Genomic DNA, 20,707 nt, shown 5'->3' with positions numbered 1-20,707 from the left:
AAAAAACTTTAATTTATCATACAAAGAGGCAGGTTTTAATCTGCCTCTTTATAAATTAGCTAGATTTTCTCAGCTTTTTTAGCTTTTCTTTTTTTATTTGATACAAAGTATACTGCTCCTAAAGCCAATATTGAACTAAATCCTAAGACAACATATCCATTTATATCAGAACTATCACCAGTTGCAGTGCTGCCTGTTTTAGTTAATTTTGTATCTGTTGGGTCATATACTCCACAATCCCATGTCATATCATATCCATCTTGATCTAAATAGAATGAACGGGTATAATACCAAACTCCATCTTCGCTATAAATACCATCACTATCTTCAGCACTATCTTCACCTTGAGTAGACAATGTAACTTTGTATTTTGATGGAATTTCAAATTTAACTCGATAATATCCTTCTGATAGCTCATTGAAAATATAATATCCTTGGCTATTTGTATAAGTTGTACCTACTTCTTGCCAATCATTTTCATCAGCAATATTACCTGTTAAATTAGTTTCTAAAATAACTTTAATACCTTCAATACCTGTTCCATTTTCATCTTGAATGCCATTGACATTTGTATCATACCAAACATAATCACCCACAGAACCTTTTGATTGAACGATTCCAGCATCCCATGTTAAATCTACTGTATTATATGCTAAATCAATAGTTTGAGTTGGGAAACCAAGTCCTGGTACATATTCATTTAAAGCATTAGAATCTAGTTCTGGATCATCCCCAGCATATGGAACTGTCAATTTTGTAGTAAGTGGTAAATCAAAGATTACACGATATTCAATACCAGTATAAGTTGAACCCTTTAAGTTATCAAAACGATATCTACCATCTTGATCAGTTATTGTATTTGCAATTGATGTCCATACTTCTTCACCTTTTTGTCTAGCAAACAAATATACTGGTACATCCGGCATCACGATATCTGTTTCATCTTGAAGACCATCAGCATTAACATCTTTGAAAACATAGTCTCCTAAACTGCTATACAATCTTGCACCACCATCAACATTATCAACTCTTGTATTGACAGGAATATTAATAACTCCTGTATATCCCGACATCCTATTCTCATTAGTCTCAATATGATAAGCCACATCACTATCAAGCGTATCATCATCACCAACATCTGCTTCAATAACCTTATATCCTTCAGGATATGTGAATTTAACAACATATGTTCCAGAATCTAAATAATCAAATAAATAGCTTCCATCTTCACCAACTACAGTAGATGCGACTAATTCTGTTGGGATATTATTTTCAATTCCAAATTCTTCATCAACCCGATATAATTCAACAATCGTACCAGGTAATTTGATATCAACATCTTTACCATCACTATCTTGATAATTTTGAATATCAGAATAATCACGATCTTCAAATGCAACACCAGATATTGCACTATAAACTGTTAACCCAGCATCAATTGTCATATCACTTGTATGATAAGCTAAATCAATTACTTCACTACGAGCAATTAAAGTATTCTTATTTTCATCAGTAATAGTTGGATTAGAATCAATTGCACTATCTGTTGTTCCACCATTTTTAGTAAAGTAGAAACGTTCCGCGTGTCCACCACCCATTGTTGGTTTAACACCACGAATATCAAATTCAACAACATAACTTCCATCTTCTAAATCAGTAAATAAATAGTAACCATTTTCATCAGTTCTAGTAGTTTTTTCTGGAGTACCACTAACCTCACCATTAGTTACTGTATAAAGATTTACAATCACATCTTTTACACCAGTTTCTTCTGGATCTTGAATACCATTTTTATTTTCATCAAACCAGACAAAATCTCCTAGAGATCCTAATGCAACGTATCCTGCATCTAATGTTAAATTAGTTTCTCCTACTAAGCTGCCATCAGCTTGTTTAGTTGCGGTCAAAGTAAATAATTCTGTCTTACAATAATCATCCTTATTAAGATCATTTCCAATATTAGAATCAGCTTCAATTTGTGGTTTTCCATCAACATCTTGAGCGTATCTTTGAGTTGGCTCATATTTATATAAAGACTCATCTTCTGGAATAGCAAATTCAACTTGATACTGATAATACTTGTTACCAACATAATCATTTGGATTAGTTGATGATGAATCCGTCTTACCATCTTTTAAAACATTACAATCTTGATTTGTAAATTCATATTTACCACTGGCATCAGTCAAAGTTGTTTCTGAATCTAATTCTTTAGTTACTTTTCCTTCATTTTGATTAATCGTTGTAACAAATTTATGCAATGTTACATTTAAACCTTGAACCGGTAAATCATTGCTATCTTGTAAACCATCACGGTTCATATCATAGAATGCATAATCACCGATTGTTCCTTTAGGTAATGCAATTTCAGCTTTAACTTCAAGATTTTCAACAATATCACTGTCATTTACAGTATCTAGACCAGTACGTTTAACTGCAACTAAAGCAGAGTTAGACATTAACTTACCAGATACTTTCTCTAAATCTGAAGTACTGTACTCAGGAGCAGACATGTTGACATGCAATTCAATTGACTGATTAGGTTCTAATGGCGCATTAGAGAAATCAAATTCAACAGCAATAGCACTAACTAGTCTTAAATCAATATCATTTGATGCTTCTATCCATTGATGAGCGCCGCTTGTCCAATCATCATCATCCATATTACCATATACAATTGGCAATTCTTCTGAAGCAGTTTTACTTGTACGGGCATCTTGTTTCCATTCATCCCATTTAGTATCTTCACTTTCACCAACACAATAGTAGACTTTATAAGAAACACCTGGTGTTAAACAATCTACATAATTTAAAATTGGTGATTTATCAAGATTTGTAACCCTTGCAGTATAGTTATCATTTGTACGATTAACTAACGAGTCACCTTCAAATGGTAAAATATCTACAACACGCGCCTTACTAACAGCACGATCTGATTTTTCACCATTTTTAAATACAATCTTATAATCCAAATCTTCGCCAGGAGCTGTTTTAGCAATCTGATTATTATTTAAATAATCATCATCATAAATACCTTTAACTTGTTTATAGATTGATAAATAATTTTGTTCATTGATTTTAATGATTCCGTTACTATTTGGATACTTTAATCCATCACCGGTTTCATCTGGTTTATTAGTAATTTCATCTAGCACACTGTCAGCAACAAGTGTATTGTAACTAGAACCTGTAGCGGATTCGACAGTAAAACTATTTCCATAAGGATTTTCAGCTGACAAAGCAATAATTTTTCCACTAGTAAAGTATGCTGGTGCCCATAATGTTGTGCTAGTATCATTAATTGAACTAGTTCCTTTATAACTAATCTGTATCTTCATTCCAGGTTTAAATTTAAAATCTTCACCTAAATCAATTGTTATCTTCTTAGTTTTTGATGTCGTTTCAACTAATTGATTATTTTCAACAACACGAGCAGGAACATCATTAGTATAAGTAACAGTATATTCATCTGGTTCTAATGCTTTACCTGAGGTATCTCCATCATGTTCAAATACTATTACTTGGAACCTAGTTTGTAAATCTCCTATACTATAACTATTATTATTTAGTGACATACCGATAGGTAAATCAAAACTAATAATTGGTTGTTCAATAATTTCATTTTCCTTAGTTGATTCATTTTTAACAGTAATTACACTTTCAATAGTTTCACCTGGCTTATAAGTTTTATCCTTCTCACCAGAAACAATTCCTAGTGAAACTCGAGGAGTTACTGATTCTTTTAAAGGATAATATAGATTTACTATATCTGAAACTTTTGTATACTGCGCATTTTGATCATTACCTTCATTATCTTTAAGTGTATAGTTATATGTTACACTTGTTTGGTTTGAAACTCTTCTAACTTCATGAACAGTCGCATCTGAAGGACGTTTATTAAATGTCACATTCACATCAATTCCTGTAGCATTAAAATTCTCTGCAATTAAGTCCTTGCTAACAACATTTGTATATACTACTTTGATTTTTAATGCATTTAAACCTTCTAAACTAATTCCTTGACTATTCGTTGAGACATCAGCAACTAAACTATTATTAGTCATCCATTCATCACTACCAGCTGTTTGATAGTATACTCGAGCTTGAATCTTATTACCATTTTTATCAGTTGCACTATGAACTGTTACAGTATTAACTACATAAGGTGCATCTGGCATATATTCAACCGAATTACCATTAGCATCATAATAATACATTTTAATTAAACTATCTTCCACTTCAACACTTCTTACTGGTACATCATTTTTAGCTTGAGCATATTCTCTCAATAAGAATGTTTCTGTATCCGCAGCATCTAATAATGGTGTTTCAACAGTCTTTGCAGTTAATAAAGTGTTATTATCACCATCAATATACTTTATGATCTTACCATCAATATCCATAATATCAGATTGCTTTTTATTCTTAAATTCAAGATAGTTTTTACTCTGTTCTGATAAAATAACTGTTTCATCTTGGACTGGATATACTTTTACAGATTGTTCGATGTCATGATACTTGTCATCAAGAGTATAACCATCAGGCGCTTTAATTTCTGTAACTACATAAGTTGTACCTTCTTTATTAGCTGGCAGTAATTCTGTTTTAGCTATTCCATCTTCATTTGTAGTAATAATAATTGGTACAAAACCACTATCGTTAGGATTAGTTATTTTAAATACTGCCCCTGCTAAGTTTTCATTAGCATCACTTGTCTTTTTAACAACTATTTTACCCATATTAGAATGGTTGATTATTTTACCATCTGTATTTGGTAAGTATTCTTTTACTGTACTTTGTCCTGATTCAACAGTAACAGGATACACAATAGTATCAAGTTCAAAACCGTCTAAAGTCGCAACTTCTTTTACATAATAATTTCCAGCAGGAACATCAGTCCATATAATTTTACCATCTTTACCAGTAGTTTTTACTGTTTGAACTAAGTCACCAGATTCTTGGTACAATCCAAATTCAACACCTTCTAAGACTTTATTTCCCACATTTGAATAGTTACTGCGATCATCATATTTAGTAATAACCACTTTACCAAGGGCTTGATTAACCACTGTATTTGCATCTTTAGAAGTAACTGTTGTCACTTTGCCGGCTTCAATCGTAAATTCAATTGGCTGCATAATCTCGAAATTGTCTGGCGCAGTGATTTCTACTAACTGATATTTACCAGTTTCAATTACCGAAGATTCAAATTTACCATCTGTATTTTCTATCGTAAATGAATCCAAATAATTCTCATAATCTCCATCTGTATTCTTTTTCATCAATTGGAAAGTAGCTCCACTTAAACCTTTTCCTTCAGGATCAGTTTTAGTAAATGTAAACTTACCAGCTGTTGTCGTATTAATAATAGGACCATGATTTTGAGCATCATCTGTTTTTCCAGCTTCGGTATAAACAATATTTTGTTCTCCTTCAGTTACCTCAACAGCATATACATCATTCATAACTGTTTCATCATAACCATCAGGAACCTTCGTTTCAACAAATAAATATTTTCCTTTTTCTAAATTATCAAAGATGACAATTCCTAAAGTATCACTATTTTTTACTATTCCATTAACCTTTTCATCATCTTGCAGTTTACTATCACCATTTACATCTTTATATAAAGTAAATTCAGCTCCAGCTAATGGGAAACGTGTAGTCTTACTATCATTTGCTCCATAAATAGACCATTCTGATATCTTTTCGATTTTAATACTTCCTAAAGGTTCATTTTCAACTTCAATAGTTGTTACTTCTCCATTAGTTTTGGTTGTAACTTTAATTCGATTAGAATCTTTGATTACATAACCATTTGGTGATATATCTTCTTGTAAATAATAAGTAGTGTTCGGGCGTAAATTATCAAAAACAATTCCTTTATCTTTTTGATACGTTGCAGTAGCAACTAAATTCCCATCCGTTTGAGCATCATATAAACTAAATGTTGTACCGTCTAACTTATCAATTTCTTTTCCAGTATGACTATCTTTTTTAATTACTTTAAGTGATTGTTTCATCATATTAGTAATTTCAATTTTTCCATCAGTACCAGTAACTTTTAGAGCCTCTACTGTGTAAGGACCATAAAGAGTATCATTTAAGAAATAATCGTTATTAGTAGATTTTTCTTTTAGTGTATATTCCCCAGCCGGTAATAATTTTGTTCTAGCAACACCATTTTTATTTGTTTTAATTGTATCGACTAAGATTCCGGATTCATTAAACACTTCAAAAACAACATCAGCTAATTTCTTTGTTTTATCATAATGATCAACTTTCGTAATTTCTAATTTGCCATAAGATGAAGTATTACTGATAACATTATCGGCTTTACCTGATTCATTACCATTTTCGTCAACTTTGACAATCTCTTTTGTAATATCTCCAGGTGTAATGGTAAACTTACCAAGATATGCATAATCCGCAAAACCATTATTTTTATTTGTAGTACCTACAGTAGTTTCTTGTAAGATATAATCACCTGCTTCTAACCACTTTTTACTAGTAACATCAGTTCCATTAACTTTGAACTGAAGCTTACCATTAGATTGTGATACTGCTGTTCCAACTAAATTAGTAGACGATAAATCTAGGGTACCGTCAGCTAATTTAACTGATTTATATACATTAAAGTTTACTCCACTTAAAGCAACCGGATTAGTTAGACCATTAGCATCTAGATAGGTTCCTTGTTTTGTTAATTCAACACTACCCTTTGGTACATTTGTTACAACCAATGGCTTCTTGACAGCATCTGAAACCGTAGTATAAACGCTACCATCTAAACCAGTAACTTTATCTGCTTCGATTGTAAATTCACGTGGTGTTGGATTCAATACATACCCATCAGTGCTAATCAAACTTTCAACCAGCACATAATTTCCAGGTTTCAAATAGTCTGTCAATACAGCATTTTGATTACCATTTGTCGTGATAGTTGAAATTGGTGTATCTTTACTATAATCATGTCCAGCCTCGTCATTTTTAGCATAAATATTGAATGTCGCTTTTATATAAGTATTTGAATTAGTACTAGACACCTTATTCAATGCTAATTTACCATAATTACTAGTATTAACAATCACATTAGAAGCATCTGCTTGATCTGAATAGAGATCCGTATTATCGGTATCAAAACCTAAATTAACTAAATATTTAGTAGTATCTGGTGCAACGACATGCTCTGGTAATGAAGTTATATCTTCTTCAACTACATATAATCCAGCTGGAGAAGGAGCTGTCATAAAGCTGCCTGTTTTCCCTGAAGAAATAGTACCAGTTGTATAAGTTACTTCTTCTCCCGTTTTAATATACCACTTATCACCTATTTTAAATGCATCAGCAACGCTTTCATTCGATTCTACAACTGGATATACTTTGAAATTAATTCCTGTTAATGCTGATTGTTCACCTGCAAATTTTAAAACTTTACTAACCCAGATCTGACGATATTTATAATTTATAAATGTAACCGTTTCATTAGTATCAGCATCCTTTAAAAAATACACCTTACCATTGACTTCAACAGTCACTTTACGAATATCTGTGTTTTTATTATAGCCAGCTGGCTGTTTTAATTCAGTAACATAATAAGTTTGAGTAGAATCAATATTTTCAAACTTGAAGTACTTATCAGTAGATACAGCTGTACTTACCAAATCATATTCTGCCCATTTTTCTGAATCAGCAATTACCTCATCTATTTCAGTTTGACTTAACTTATTCAATCTATCTGCACCAGTTTCAGTACTAAACAATCCCATGGTAGCACCAGCAAGTAATTTTTCTGCCTCATCGTATTTATAACCGATTGGATTAGTCAATAAATAGTTCTGTACTTCGATTTCGCTAATATGTTGTGCTTTGATTTCACCAACATACCACCATTCGTGGATTATTCCATAATAGTCTGGAGCTCTTACTTCTTGTAATACTACTTCTTTACCTGGATCAAGGAAAACTGAATAACCAACCCCAGGATCTTTTGAGGATTTACCATTTGCATCATATAAAACAGCTGTTCCCGAAATAATCTTTGTTGAAATCCCACTATCACTTACAGTATATTTTTTACCATCATTAGCAGTAATTGTTTGGCTTCCATTGCTATCAACGTAATAAATTTTAAACTCTGCTCCATCTAATAGAACTGTCTTATCTTCATTTGTTTTAGTTAATTTTATTTTTCCTTTTTTAGGTGTGTTTTCAAATGTAACATGCGTTGTTTTACCAGCCTCAAGTTCAACTACTTTTGGTGGTTGTTGTTCATAATCATTTTGCTGCTCAGCAGTTAAATTTTCTTCAACAATATAGAATCCCGGCTCTAATCCTGAAACCGTCTTCTCTACAACATCACTTTCAATCGTTGCTAAAGCATTACCATCTTTAACATACCATTTATCATCTTTACTAATTGCGCCATCTTCATCTGATGATACTTCTTTTGCTTTATAGACACTAAATTTTATTCCTGCTAGCGGTTCACTAACATCTTTATTATCCTTATCTAACCATTTAGCTGTTTTAACTAAACCAAGGCTGCTGTATGGCACATTTTCAATTGGATTTTCAACATAAACTTTATTTGTTTTACCTTCAACAATCTCAAATTCATGTGGAGTTGGATCAATTGTATAGTTTCCAACCACAGCTTTTTCAATTAATACATATTTCCCCGGTGCTAAGAATTCACTAGTAACCACATTACCATCAGCTTTTGTCGTAAGTACATACACTGGATCACCAGTATAAGTTCCTGTTTCATTCCATTTATAAACATTAAATGTCGCTGCTACTCCAGTATCACTGTCAACTGAGCTGACCTTTTTAACTGCCACCTTACCTTTGATCAAACGGTTGACTACATCAACATTTGATACTAATTTATCATCAGTATTTGAGCCAGGCTTTACAGTTACGACCTTTGCATTACCACCTTCAACTTCAAATTCTGATTTAACATTTTTTTCAACAACCCAATATTCTCCAGCATCTACTATTTTTGAAGTAGCGATACCATCATTATTAGTTGTAACTGTTAAAAGCGTCTTATTAGTATCAGCAATTTTACGGTCCTCATCAATATTCGTACTTAACTTAGGAAAATATTCAAACGTTATATTTCCCGCTGGTTTAGCGATAGTTTCATCAATATTAAATGAAGTCTTTGTAATTGTAAACTTACCTTTAGGAACATTTGCAACAATCTCTTTGCTCTCATAAACTAATGAATTATTTGTATCATTAACTTGTGGTGCGGTAAATGAATATTCAGTCGTATTTAATGTATATCCATCCGGTGCTTTGGTTTCAACGTAATAATATGTTGCTCCAGGTGTTAATCCAGTAAAGATTACATACCCTTGACCATTAGATTCAATTCCTTCATCAATTACCTTTTTATCAGCATCTAATAATTTAAATTCCGCTTTATATAAGCCAGTATTATGATCTAAAGATGACACTTTTCTAATCATATATCCAACTAACGGATCGTTAGAAACAGTTTTACTAGTTTCTTTATTATTTTCAATCTTAAAATCAATATTTTTCGTATTAACAGCATAGCCAGTTAACTTCGAAGTTTCCTTTAAGTAGTATTCACCAGCTTCTAAAAACTTAGTTTTAGCTTTACCATCACTATCTGTTTTAATTGTATCAACTTTAGTATCATCATCTTTACGGTAAACATCAAATGTTACATTGGCAAGTGGCTCCTTTGTTTTAGAATCTATTTTAGTCACTTCTAAATATCCTAATGTAGTTGATTCATTCATGATCTCTTTAGTAGCTGTTTTTCCAGATTGAATTTCGACTGTAATTACATCTGTTAATTGATTATAGCCACTAGGCGCTTCAAATTCTTTTAAATAATATGTTCCAGCAGCTAACTCAACTTTATTAGAATTTGAACTACTTGAAACCGAATTGTTAGATTCAATTACAATTGGATTACCCGCATCATCTTTTACAAGGCTATCATCTGTAACATTTTTATTTGTATAAACATGGAATTTAGCTCCAGCTAAATTAACCGTAATAGTTGGATAATCTTTTAATGATCCTTTTTTCAAGATTTGTAAATATCCTAATTCTTCATTTTTTACTGTAACTTCATTTAATGTTTGCGTTTTTAATTCTGTCACATAATAATTTTCATCAAGTTTATAATGATTAGGTGCTTTAGTTTCTTGATATACATAAAAACCTTTAACTAAAGCTTTTGATTCCTCATTACCATTTAAAGTAAAACTGTCCACACTACTGAAATCTTCAGACTCAATAGCTATATTAGCGGTTTCTTTAGATTCAAAAGGCCCATAAACAGTAAACTCAGCACCATTTAATTTTTTTGTTTCTGTCAATGCATCAACTTTATTAATAATTAATTTACCTTTGTTCGAACTATTTACAACATATGGCACCCCAGTATTGTGATCTTGTAACATTAAAGATGGATAGTTTACTTTATTTGCTTCAACTTTAACGTCCCATTTATAAACATCCGGTTTATCATATTCTGCACTTGAAAAATCTTCCTCAACAGTATAATCACCTGCAATAATTCCTTCAAATAAGACTAATCCTTTATCATTTGAAACAGTTTCATATTTATCTCCAGTTACTTTATTGGTCAAAATAAATTTTACTCCCACAAGCGGTCCATGCTGGCTATTCGTTGCACTTGTTCCCACTTTATTAAATGCAACATAACCAAATCCTTGAGCAGTTGTAAGATTATTTATTTCTAATTTTCCATTTTCAATTTTCTTACCATCCAAATAAACTACAGCTTTATTATTTTCATTTTTAACTTCAATTTTATAAATCGTTTCACCATTAGCACTATCAACACCATCTCCAATAAATGGTAAATTGCCAACAGTTTCTTTCAAATAATATGTTCCTTCAGAAATTTTAGCAAAATTTACTTTACCATCCTTATCAATAACTTTGCTATTGCCAACTGTGTTACCATCAATATCAGTCGCAGCATTTTGACACGCTTCATCAGTATACAGTCCAAACGCTATACGTGAATCAGTATTTTGATAATAACAATCTTGTTTTTCTTGATCAAAAATAAATTTATTATCACCAACAATACTGTTGTCACCATTAACAGTAACATATTTGGTAATATCCAAATTTGTTGTTGGCGCATTTTCATCTACCCAGCCAACATTTACAGGAGCATTAGCACTTACATACTTAGGCGTATTTTCTCCCAAAGGAAGATATTTCAACTCAACCTTATTATCCAAAATAAACGGAATATCATCTTTTTCATTTGGTAAGACACGATAAGCATCTTTGCTATAATTCGCATTAATCGTATAAGTAGTTAGCATTGCAGCACCATCTGGTACATAATTAGTATCATCCGGGTTGCTTTCGTAAGTACTTATATAATAAATTTTAATTGCTTTTACAGTACCATTTTCATTTAAAACTAATTCATAATCTTTATCAGCACCTTCTTCTAGTACTTTATCTCCCACTTTGATAGAGATATTAGCAGCTCCCCCATCTTCACGTCCTGCTGGAGCAACCGGTAAAGTATCCACTAATTCAAATGTCGTACAGTTAAGCCGACCATAATTATTACCTAAATCCGTAAGATTACTACCTGGAGCGGCAGTTACTTTGTAATCGACACTATAATAGTCTTTCCCATCTATTGATTTAATCGTGTAATTATTACCATCTGCTTGCTGAATAACATTTTTCCCTACAGTCCATTCTTGACTGGCTTTTGCGGTAACTGAAGCATCAGGTACAGAGACTGGGTTAATTGTATAACTTCCATTTTCATTAACCATAGAACCTGTCATTTTCATATCAACAAACTTAGCAGTTGTGCCATTCTTAGTTGTCATATTCTTAAAATGCATTTTTAAATATAACGTACCTGATTGTCCAGCCGCCAATTCTTTACTTTTAATTGATAGAATATTTTTCCCTAGTGATGTTCTTTGTTCAATTGAATCAAAACCAGTATTACTAATATCTGTTGTTTCATCGAACTCAATATCGTTTGGCAACGTGATACTCAACGTACACTCAGTATACTTGGAAGCATCTGTACTTGCTGAAACAGCATAATAAATTGCCAAAAAGAATGAATCTCCTGAATCAGCTTGTGAAACATCAACATCCTGTCCATTGACTTTTTCTACGATTCGTGAGTTAAATGTAATGTTCGCATCAGCATTACCATCAACCGCATTAATTATGGTTCCATTTGACATCACCCCAATTAACATAGCCAATACTAACGATAAAATTCCAAACTGTTTAACCATTTTGGTTTTCTTGAGTTTTTTCATTAAATTACCCATTCTCTAATTCTCCCCCTTTTATTTATCTGATTTTCTTCAAATCATTTGTTAAAATAATCTCATCGTGTTTCTTCTTTTCATTATAACGATTAGTAATGCGATCAACCGCTATTTTTGCGCCATCTAAATCCGGTGAGGCAAGAATCAATGAATATTGTGTCATATTAAACTTTGAATAAACATCATTTTTTCTCAAACTATTTGAAATCACTTCTCTTAAAATATCTGCTTCTTGGCGAATCGCCTTTTCGTCTAAACAACCACTTGTATCAACGATCGTAAGTAAAGTTAAAATTCGTGCTTTCATCGAACGTCTTGCTGAACGAACATTGATTTGATAAATATTTTTAAAAACGTCAAAATCACAATAAAATGTATTATCATTGTTATCATCAACTGTTAGACTCTTTTCCAATTCTTCAACATCAATTTGTGTCGCAGGAGAAGTATCTAGAATCATTTCATAAATTTCTTTCAGTCGCTGTGACACTTCAATTCCATATTTACTATAGTAATAATCTACGATTTGACGATAAAATGATAATGCAAGATCTGTTTTACCTGTCTTATAATAAGCATAAAGCTTCATTTCATATAATCGTGTATCCATTATTTTTTGACTGTTTTGGTGATTACAAATTTGTAAAACCTGTTCATATAAGTTATTGTTAGCTAAAATCGTTAAAGTTTTTAAAATTGCCTCTAAACAATTACGTTCTAACAAATTATTTATTTCTAAGATCCAGTCATTATAATTAAACTCTGGTAAAACCTCTCCATGATATTTGTTGATCATTTCTAAACAGCGTTCATGCTTGCGGTAAGGATCATCTTCCTGTTCAACACGACGACAAAGTTTCAACATCTCCTCATAATCAACTCGACATTCAACTTCAGGATTCCAATAATAACTTCGTCCCTTAGATTTAATACAATCAACTTCTTTAAAAAACTGTTTCATTTCCTTTCGAGCTCGATAAATCAGATTTCTTAATGCTCCTTCCGGTTTATCAGCATTTCCATCTGGCCAAAGAAAATCAATCAGTTGTGGATTAGTTATATTAGCATTTCGATTAAGAATTAAATATACAATCAACAACTCAACTTGGGCACTTCGTTTCTTTTCTTGAGGAAATTCATTTTCCCCATCAGTGATATGCAGTCTACCTAAGGTCTTGATTTTTAATACTAATTTTTTATCCATAAAAATCACTCCCTTGTTTACATGTTTCAACATCATAATTATACTATATTCCAATTATGATATTTTCTTATTCAAAAAAATAAATCGTCTTTTTTCAAGACTTTAAATAAAATATAACCGTTTTGTAACCAAAATAATATATAATTAAAATTTTCTTTCAATCAAATTCGGATTTGATGCATACATGACTGCTGTCTCTTTTGTAATCTTATTTTGTTTATATAAATCAACGATCGCATCATCCATAGTAACCATACCAATTTGGCGATTAGTAGATATAGCATTATCAATTTGGTGCGTTTTACCATCACGAATCAATGTTCTAATTGCTTGATTACAAATCATGATTTCAAATACGGGTATCATTTTACCATCAATACCTGGTACTAATTGTTGGGAGATGACTGCATTAAGTACCATTGCCAGCTGAACTCGAATTTGCTGCTGCTGTGAAGGAGGAAACACATCAATCATTCGATCAATCGTATTAGCAGCACCAACTGTATGCAAACTTGAAAAAACCAAATGCCCCGTCTCAGCTGCCGTAACTGCAATATCAATAGTTTCTAAGTCACGCATTTCACCAACTAAAATAACTTCTGGCGCCTCCCGTAAAGCTGCTCTTAACGCAGAAACATAGTCATGGGTATCGTGATAAACTTCTCGTTGTGAAACGATACTTTTGTCATGACTATGCAAATATTCAATAGGATCTTCAATTGTAATAATGTGTGTATTTCGATTACGATTGATCTGATCAATAATACAGGCTAATGTCGTAGATTTACCGCTTCCTGCCGGGCCGGTTACTAAGACCATTCCTTTCTTTTGATTAGCTAGGTCAGTAATTACTTTTGGAATATGCATTACTTCAGGATCAGGAAGTTGAAAACTAACAACACGTAATACTGCGGCACAAGAGTTTCTTTGACGATAAGCATTGACCCGAAACCGCCCTACATTAGGAATAGAAAAAGAAAAATCATCATCGCCACTTCTCATAAATTCTTCAATTCCAGCGTTATTAGCAATTTCATAAATATCACGAATCATCCGCTCAGTATCATGTGGTGTCAAACGTTCATCGCTATATTTTGAAATTCTCCCATCTATCTTAATAGCACAAGGCGAACCTGCAACAATAAAGATATCAGAAGCCCCTTTAGTTACTACTTCTTCTAATAATTTTTTTATTTCCATTTTATTCCTCCAGATTAATTGTTTTTAAACTAATTATTTTGAGACTATCATTTTCTTGCACAAATGACAGCTGTAAAACTTGAGAATCATTTATTTTATCTTCAAGCATATATAAATCATCTTCTTTTTGATACTCGATTTGAAGATTTTCTAAACTATATTCTAAATTTTGACTATCTAATTGATAATATTTGGTTAACAGCCGTGACTCACTTTCGTAATATTGACTAGTAATATTAGCTTGGCGAACGCTTGACTCATAATAAGAATTAGCTCGCAAATATGATAATATTGCCAGTACACACATAACTAAAATCACAAAAATCATAAAAATTGATGGCGCCCCAATTCCCAAACGCATTGAAGTATGTTTCTTATTCATCGTGATTACCTCCTAATACAAAAGGCAATTCACTGATAACTTCGTTTTTATTCTTTATCATTATTTTTCCTTGAGTAATCATATCTCTATCTATTTCAATAAAAATATTATCTTTTTGATAATGATTCTCATCGATTTTTTCTACTTCCAATAATTGTTCTAAATCAGCCTGCGGATAAGCTTGCATTCTTTCAATCATACTTTGCGCCTCAATTAATGCATTTTGCAAATTAGTCCCTTGTACTTGTTTATTTTTAGCTTGCACTATAAATGAGGCACATACTGTTGTTGAAGCAGCAAAAAAGAGGATAACTATGATTAATTCCATTAAAAACGAAAATGACTGTACTTTTGATTTCATACTTTCCTCCTATCCATGTAAATAAATTGAAATACTTTTGCTAACTTGATCACGTGTAACTGTAAATTTAAATAAACGGTCTTTTTGTTCTATTTTAAAATCATCTAATGCAAATAACTTACTACCCTCTTGTAACCCCGCATGATAGTCATTACTTGTATATAATTCCTTGAGATAACCATCTTGACAATAAATATAAGTAACCGTCTTAGCAGTTTTAATTTCTAAACATTGCGTATTATCTATTTCAACAATTTTAGTCGAATCGTCACTATCATTTGCTTTTAACTTCGTGTTTAAATAAGCCAAAGGCACAATTAAATCATCTTCTTGTTGACACGTATCATTAATAACTTGATATCCTTTTATTTCATAAGTAACAATAAAGAAAGACCCAATTACAAAAAGCAAGAACAATGACAGCGAAAATAATACATGTATATTACGATGTTTATTCATAGTTCTTCTCCTTTTTAAATACCTTGATTCGTGGTTGTAAATTATCTCCTTCATAATAATAAATAACCTGATAATCTTCATCATTTAAAAGCAACCCATAATTTTCCTTCAAATACTCAATATCTTTAGGATATTTGCCTTCAATACTATAACATTTTAAACTAAGTTGATTAATTGTATCACTAACCCGTTTTAGATCCTCATTTGATGAATATGTTGAAGTAGAATTGAAAGCATAAATGCTTACCATGATTATAACTATCAGTAAGATTATCTTTAACATATTTTTCATAAATAACCTCCTATAAAGAGGACATGATACTAATTAATGGCAACATTACCGACATCAAGACTATTCCCACTACTAAAGATAACAAAGTTACAATCGTTGGTTCTATGATATTTAAAAATTGGTCTATCGCACGACTAACTTCTTCTTGAAAACTATTTGATAATTGTTTCATGATTATATCAACCTGTCCAGTTTTAAAACCGACCTGAATCATATTTAACTGCATTCCTTGATAAATTTGATATTTTTTGATAACTTCAACGAAACTATCACCATTTATGAGATCTTCATTGCATTTTTCTAAATTAGCCCTAAGCTGTTTATCATCAACTAATTTTGGTACAAACTTCATTGCCTCTTGTAAATCATAACCACTAGAAATAAACAATGACAAAGCATAAGTAATTTGAGCTTTATTTAATGCTCTTGACAATTTCCTTGTTAAAAAAGATTTCTGCACTACGTTTGACAAGACATTTACATGGGTAACGCGCTGATATAAATATCCAGCAATAATTACTATCACCAGCACTAACAAGACCGCAAAACATATCAATGAAAAAATTTGACCAAATTCCATAAAACTATTAGCATACGATGATAAATCACTGCCTAGTCCATTTAAAACATCTTTAAAAATTGGTAATACTTTAAATACAATGATTCCTACAACCACCACCATCATAATAATTAAAATGATTGGATAAGTTAAAGCCTGTTTCAGTTTATTTGTTATATCATCAATTCGAGCATAATATTCACTTAATGATTGCATAACATCATCTAAATTACCGCTCGTTTCACCCACTTTGACTAAATTAACCATATAGTCATCAAAAGCTTTAGTTAGATCGATTGCTTCACTAAAACTTACTTGTTCATCTAAATATTTAGCAACTTCTTGAAGAACCCCTTTAATGTTTTTATCATCCATTTCTTCATATACCATCGTAACCCCTTGATTAAGACTAAATCCCGATTCTAAGATCATTGCCATCTGGTTACAAAACATATATTTTTCACTCATCGTCAATTTCATCGTTTTTCTCCTTAATAACGTGCTGTTTCAACGTATTTTCCCTCATAATCATACTTAGTGCTTGCGAAAGTCGGATCCATAATCGTCCATGTATCTTTATCCATAAAAATATCCGGATTGACCCAACCCTGCCCTTTAACATAAACTTCTAACCAAGAATGATATTCATCTTTATCAGTCCCCCCACAAATCAGTCGGGCTGGAATATGATTGATTCTTAACATTGCCGTCATCATTGAAGCATAATCAAAACATATGCCCTTTTTATTGTTAATTATTTCATCTAAATTTGGAATCAAATACTGCTGTTTTGCTAAAGCTACTTTATCATCGTCATAGTTTATATAATTAGCCACAAATTCATAGACTTTTTTTATTCGTTTTAAATCATTATCTTCATCCTTCACTTCATCAATAGCTAACGTCGTAATCGCATCACCCGGTTTATAATTAACCAAGATATTAGGATATAAAAAGGGGAGCAGTTCGTTATCTAAAATAACATCAACTTCCACACTTTTTTTAATTGCATATTGGGTACCCTCAATATTTTCTAAAATTTTAATCAAATATTTTCCATTTCCCAACTGGAGTGGATAACTCACTCCTTGTTCATCCGTTAAATCATAATTTAGTTTTTGTTCATCTTTACTAATTTGAATTTTTATTCGTTTACTAACACCTGGTTTTAAAAAGGCCATTACATATCCTTGATTAGTATTAGAATAATCAACCTTCGCTACATCACTATCTAAAACCAGTGCCCCTGATGCTTCAGGATAAAGAATCTCATCAACTGTATAACTTTTTGATGTTGGATAATCACTTGGGTATTCTTGATTACTGTTATTATCACTTGAACATCCAGTAAGAAGACATGATAATACAGTGACTACCACTAGTATTCGCTTGTACATTACCATTATCCTCCTTAATTTTAATTATACACCGAAATATCTGGGATTGAAAAGAAAAAGGCAAAAAGAAAAACTCTCTCTACCTTAACTAATTCCTATATAATATAAACCAATCTGTATGATTCCAGCTATTACCATCACTGTAATCGGGTTCATTTTCTGTTTCCTTAATAAAACCAGAGCAACTATAAATATGGCTACAGAACCAAATTTCAAATTTGCAAAGTTTACTGTATCTCCAAAAAAACAGCTAACAATAATCAATAGTCCTGAAACTGCAATCAGCGACACTACAGCCGGACGAATATATTTTAAAATATTTTGAATAATTGACATTTGCTGATATTTTAAATAAATATAAGCAATCAGCGATACAATAATACATGAAGGTAAAATGCATCCCAATGTCGCTACTATAGCCCCATAAAAACTATCTATCTTTAATCCAACAAATGTTGCCGCATTAATTGCAATCGGTCCAGGTGTCATCTGGGATATCGTTATTAAATCTGTTAACTCATTCATCGTCAACCAATGATATAAATCAACTACTTGATGCTGAATCAGCGGTAAAGCAGCATATCCTCCTCCAAAACTAAATGCACCAATTTGAAGAAAACTGAAAAACAAAGTTAAAAGTTTCATTGTCTTTCCCTCCATCTGCTTACCATATTTTGTATAATTCCAATAAATCCACAACTTAAGATTACGTAAATAACATTTACATTAAAAAGATATGTTGCAATAAAAGCACATACCATAATTATAATTGGTAAGATTTCTTTTTCTTTAACAACCCCTACTGCCATATCATAAGCAACTGAAGCAATTACTGCCCCAACTCCAGCCTGCATTCCAGAAAGCATTAAGGCAATTATCTCATTGCTTTTAAAAATTTCATAAAACACTGACACTAATGATAAAATTACAAACGGTGGCAAAATCGTCGCTAAAATAGAAACTATCGCACCTTTGATTCCCGCTAATTTAAAACCAACTACAATTGCACCATTTACCGCAATTGCCCCTGGGGCAGATTGGGCAATGGCAATCAAGTCAAGCATTTCTTTTTCATCGATCCAGTTGAACTCATCAACATATTTTTTCTTCATCAATGTCACAATTACATAGCCACCGCCAAATGTAAAAGCACTTAAATAAAGATTTGTTACAAAAAGCTTCAACAACATTCCTTTTTTCATCATATCACCTTCCCTATAGTATAGTGCTAAATTATGATGATGTAAAACAAAAGATAACATTACTATTGCAATGTTATCTTAAACAATTCCTTTTTTCTATCTTTTAAAAGTAAAGATTAACTATTAATTTCATCTATAACTTCAGTAAATATACTAATCATCTCATCAACATCTTTTTCTTCAATGATGAATGGCGGCAACATTCTAATTACATTTGTTCCCGCAGTAATCAACACTAGACCTTTATCGAGAGCTTTTTGAATATATGGTTTGACTGGATGATCAAATTCTAAGCCAAGCATTAGTCCTAAACCGCGACGTTCCTTAATAAAATCATATTTTTCAACTAGTTCATCTAATTTAGTAATCAAATATTCACTGACATCTTGAACATGATCAAGCATTTGCGTTTCTTCTAAAATCTTAAAGACTGTCTTACAAGCTTTTCCAGCCATAGGGTTACCACCATAAGTAGATCCATGATCACCAGGTTTTAAAGCATCTCCGATTTTTTTATTTGCTACAAACGCTCCCATTGGGAAACCAGCCCCAATTCCTTTAGCTAGACAAACAATATCAGGCATGATTCCATATTGGAAATATGTCATGATCGTTCCTGTTCGTCCCATCCCACATTGAACTTCATCAAGAATCATTACAATCTCATGCTTATCACATAATTGTCGAATTCCCTTCATAAATTCTTGGGTGCAAACATGGATCCCCCCTTCCCCTTGAACAGGTTCTAAAATAATCGCAGCTGTTCTTGGGGTGATTAACTTAGCCACTGAATCCAAATCATTAATATCGCCATATTTTACACCCGTAATTAATGGTCCAAATGCAGTTTGATATGCAGGAGTTCCTGTTAATGTAACCGCTCCTGTAGAACGGCCATGAAAAGAATGATTCAAACTAATAATTTCACTATCAGCCTTTCCATGTTTTTCATAATAATATTTACGCGCTAACTTCAACGCCCCTTCGGTCGCTTCTGTCCCACTATTAGTAAAAAATACTTGATCAAGTTGTGTTGCTTTAATTACCGCTTCAGCAGCCTCAATTGTTTCAACACTATTAAAATAATTTGATATGTGCATTAAACGGTGCATCTGTTGACACATTGCATCTGTATACAGCTGATAATCATAGCCAAATGAATTAACACCTATTCCAGAATAAAAATCCAAATACTTTTTACCGTTTGTATCATATAAATAAACTCCATTACCGTGATCAAAAGTAACATCAAATCTACCATAAGCTTTCATAAAAGCATTATTAGCTCTATCAAAATAATCCAT

At 32.0% G+C, this 20,707-nt stretch carries 12 protein-coding genes; all 12 read right to left on the bottom strand.

Annotation, left to right across the window (positions count from 1 at the left end):
- Positions 1-59: 59 nt before the first annotated feature.
- The 12 genes from KSU54_RS03435 to KSU54_RS03380 all read right to left on the bottom strand — a co-directional run bounded on the left by KSU54_RS03435 (position 60) and on the right by KSU54_RS03380 (position 20,707).
- Positions 60-12,347 (bottom strand): SpaA isopeptide-forming pilin-related protein, encoded by a 12,288-nt coding sequence (locus KSU54_RS03435; protein ID WP_117792130.1) that lies wholly within the window; start codon positions 12,345-12,347, stop codon positions 60-62.
- 22 nt (positions 12,348-12,369) lie between these two features.
- Positions 12,370-13,551 carry an AfsR/SARP family transcriptional regulator gene (locus KSU54_RS03430; RefSeq protein WP_008791375.1) on the bottom strand — a complete coding sequence of 394 codons (1,182 nt, stop codon included), beginning with the start codon at positions 13,549-13,551 and terminating at the stop codon, positions 12,370-12,372.
- A gap of 144 nt (positions 13,552-13,695) precedes the next feature.
- Positions 13,696-14,751, bottom strand: coding sequence for a type IV pilus twitching motility protein PilT (locus tag KSU54_RS03425; RefSeq protein WP_003536378.1), 1,056 nt, complete (start codon positions 14,749-14,751; stop codon positions 13,696-13,698).
- Position 14,752: 1 nt separating this feature from the next.
- On the bottom strand, positions 14,753-15,133 hold the full coding sequence (locus KSU54_RS03420) for a hypothetical protein (RefSeq protein ID WP_003536377.1): 381 nt from the start codon (positions 15,131-15,133) through the stop codon (positions 14,753-14,755).
- Positions 15,126-15,494, bottom strand: coding sequence for a type IV pilus modification PilV family protein (locus KSU54_RS03415; protein ID WP_003536376.1), 369 nt, complete (start codon positions 15,492-15,494; stop codon positions 15,126-15,128). Before KSU54_RS03415 ends, KSU54_RS03420 begins: the two co-directional genes overlap by 8 nt.
- Positions 15,495-15,503: 9 nt before the next feature.
- Positions 15,504-15,953 (bottom strand): DUF4860 domain-containing protein, encoded by a 450-nt coding sequence (locus tag KSU54_RS03410; protein ID WP_003536375.1) that lies wholly within the window; start codon positions 15,951-15,953, stop codon positions 15,504-15,506.
- Positions 15,946-16,245 carry a hypothetical protein gene (locus tag KSU54_RS03405; RefSeq protein WP_003536374.1) on the bottom strand — a complete coding sequence of 100 codons (300 nt, stop codon included), beginning with the start codon at positions 16,243-16,245 and terminating at the stop codon, positions 15,946-15,948. The genes KSU54_RS03410 and KSU54_RS03405 overlap by 8 nt, the downstream gene beginning before the upstream one ends.
- A gap of 10 nt (positions 16,246-16,255) precedes the next feature.
- Positions 16,256-17,284, bottom strand: a complete 1,029-nt coding sequence (locus KSU54_RS03400; RefSeq protein WP_003536373.1) for a type II secretion system F family protein — start codon at positions 17,282-17,284, stop codon at positions 16,256-16,258.
- Positions 17,285-17,295: 11 nt separating this feature from the next.
- Positions 17,296-18,201 carry a transglutaminase-like domain-containing protein gene (locus KSU54_RS03395; protein WP_008791371.1) on the bottom strand — a complete coding sequence of 302 codons (906 nt, stop codon included), beginning with the start codon at positions 18,199-18,201 and terminating at the stop codon, positions 17,296-17,298.
- Positions 18,202-18,285: 84 nt separating this feature from the next.
- A complete protein-coding gene (locus KSU54_RS03390) occupies positions 18,286-18,846 on the bottom strand; it encodes a chromate transporter (RefSeq protein WP_008791370.1) in 561 nt (186 codons plus the stop codon).
- Complete coding sequence (locus KSU54_RS03385; RefSeq protein ID WP_009009190.1) at positions 18,843-19,406, bottom strand: chromate transporter; 564 nt, start codon at positions 19,404-19,406, stop codon at positions 18,843-18,845. Before KSU54_RS03385 ends, KSU54_RS03390 begins: the two co-directional genes overlap by 4 nt.
- 113 nt (positions 19,407-19,519) lie before the next feature.
- Positions 19,520-20,707, bottom strand: coding sequence for an aspartate aminotransferase family protein (locus KSU54_RS03380; RefSeq protein WP_003536362.1), 1,188 nt, complete (start codon positions 20,705-20,707; stop codon positions 19,520-19,522).

It is taken from the genome of Erysipelatoclostridium sp. MSK.23.31 (assembly GCF_019125875.1).
Classification (GTDB): Bacteria; Bacillota_I; Bacilli_A; order Erysipelotrichales; family Coprobacillaceae; genus Thomasclavelia; species Thomasclavelia ramosa.
The sequence above is the reverse complement of the archived record's forward strand: the minus strand, read 5'-3'. Positions and strand labels throughout refer to the sequence as shown.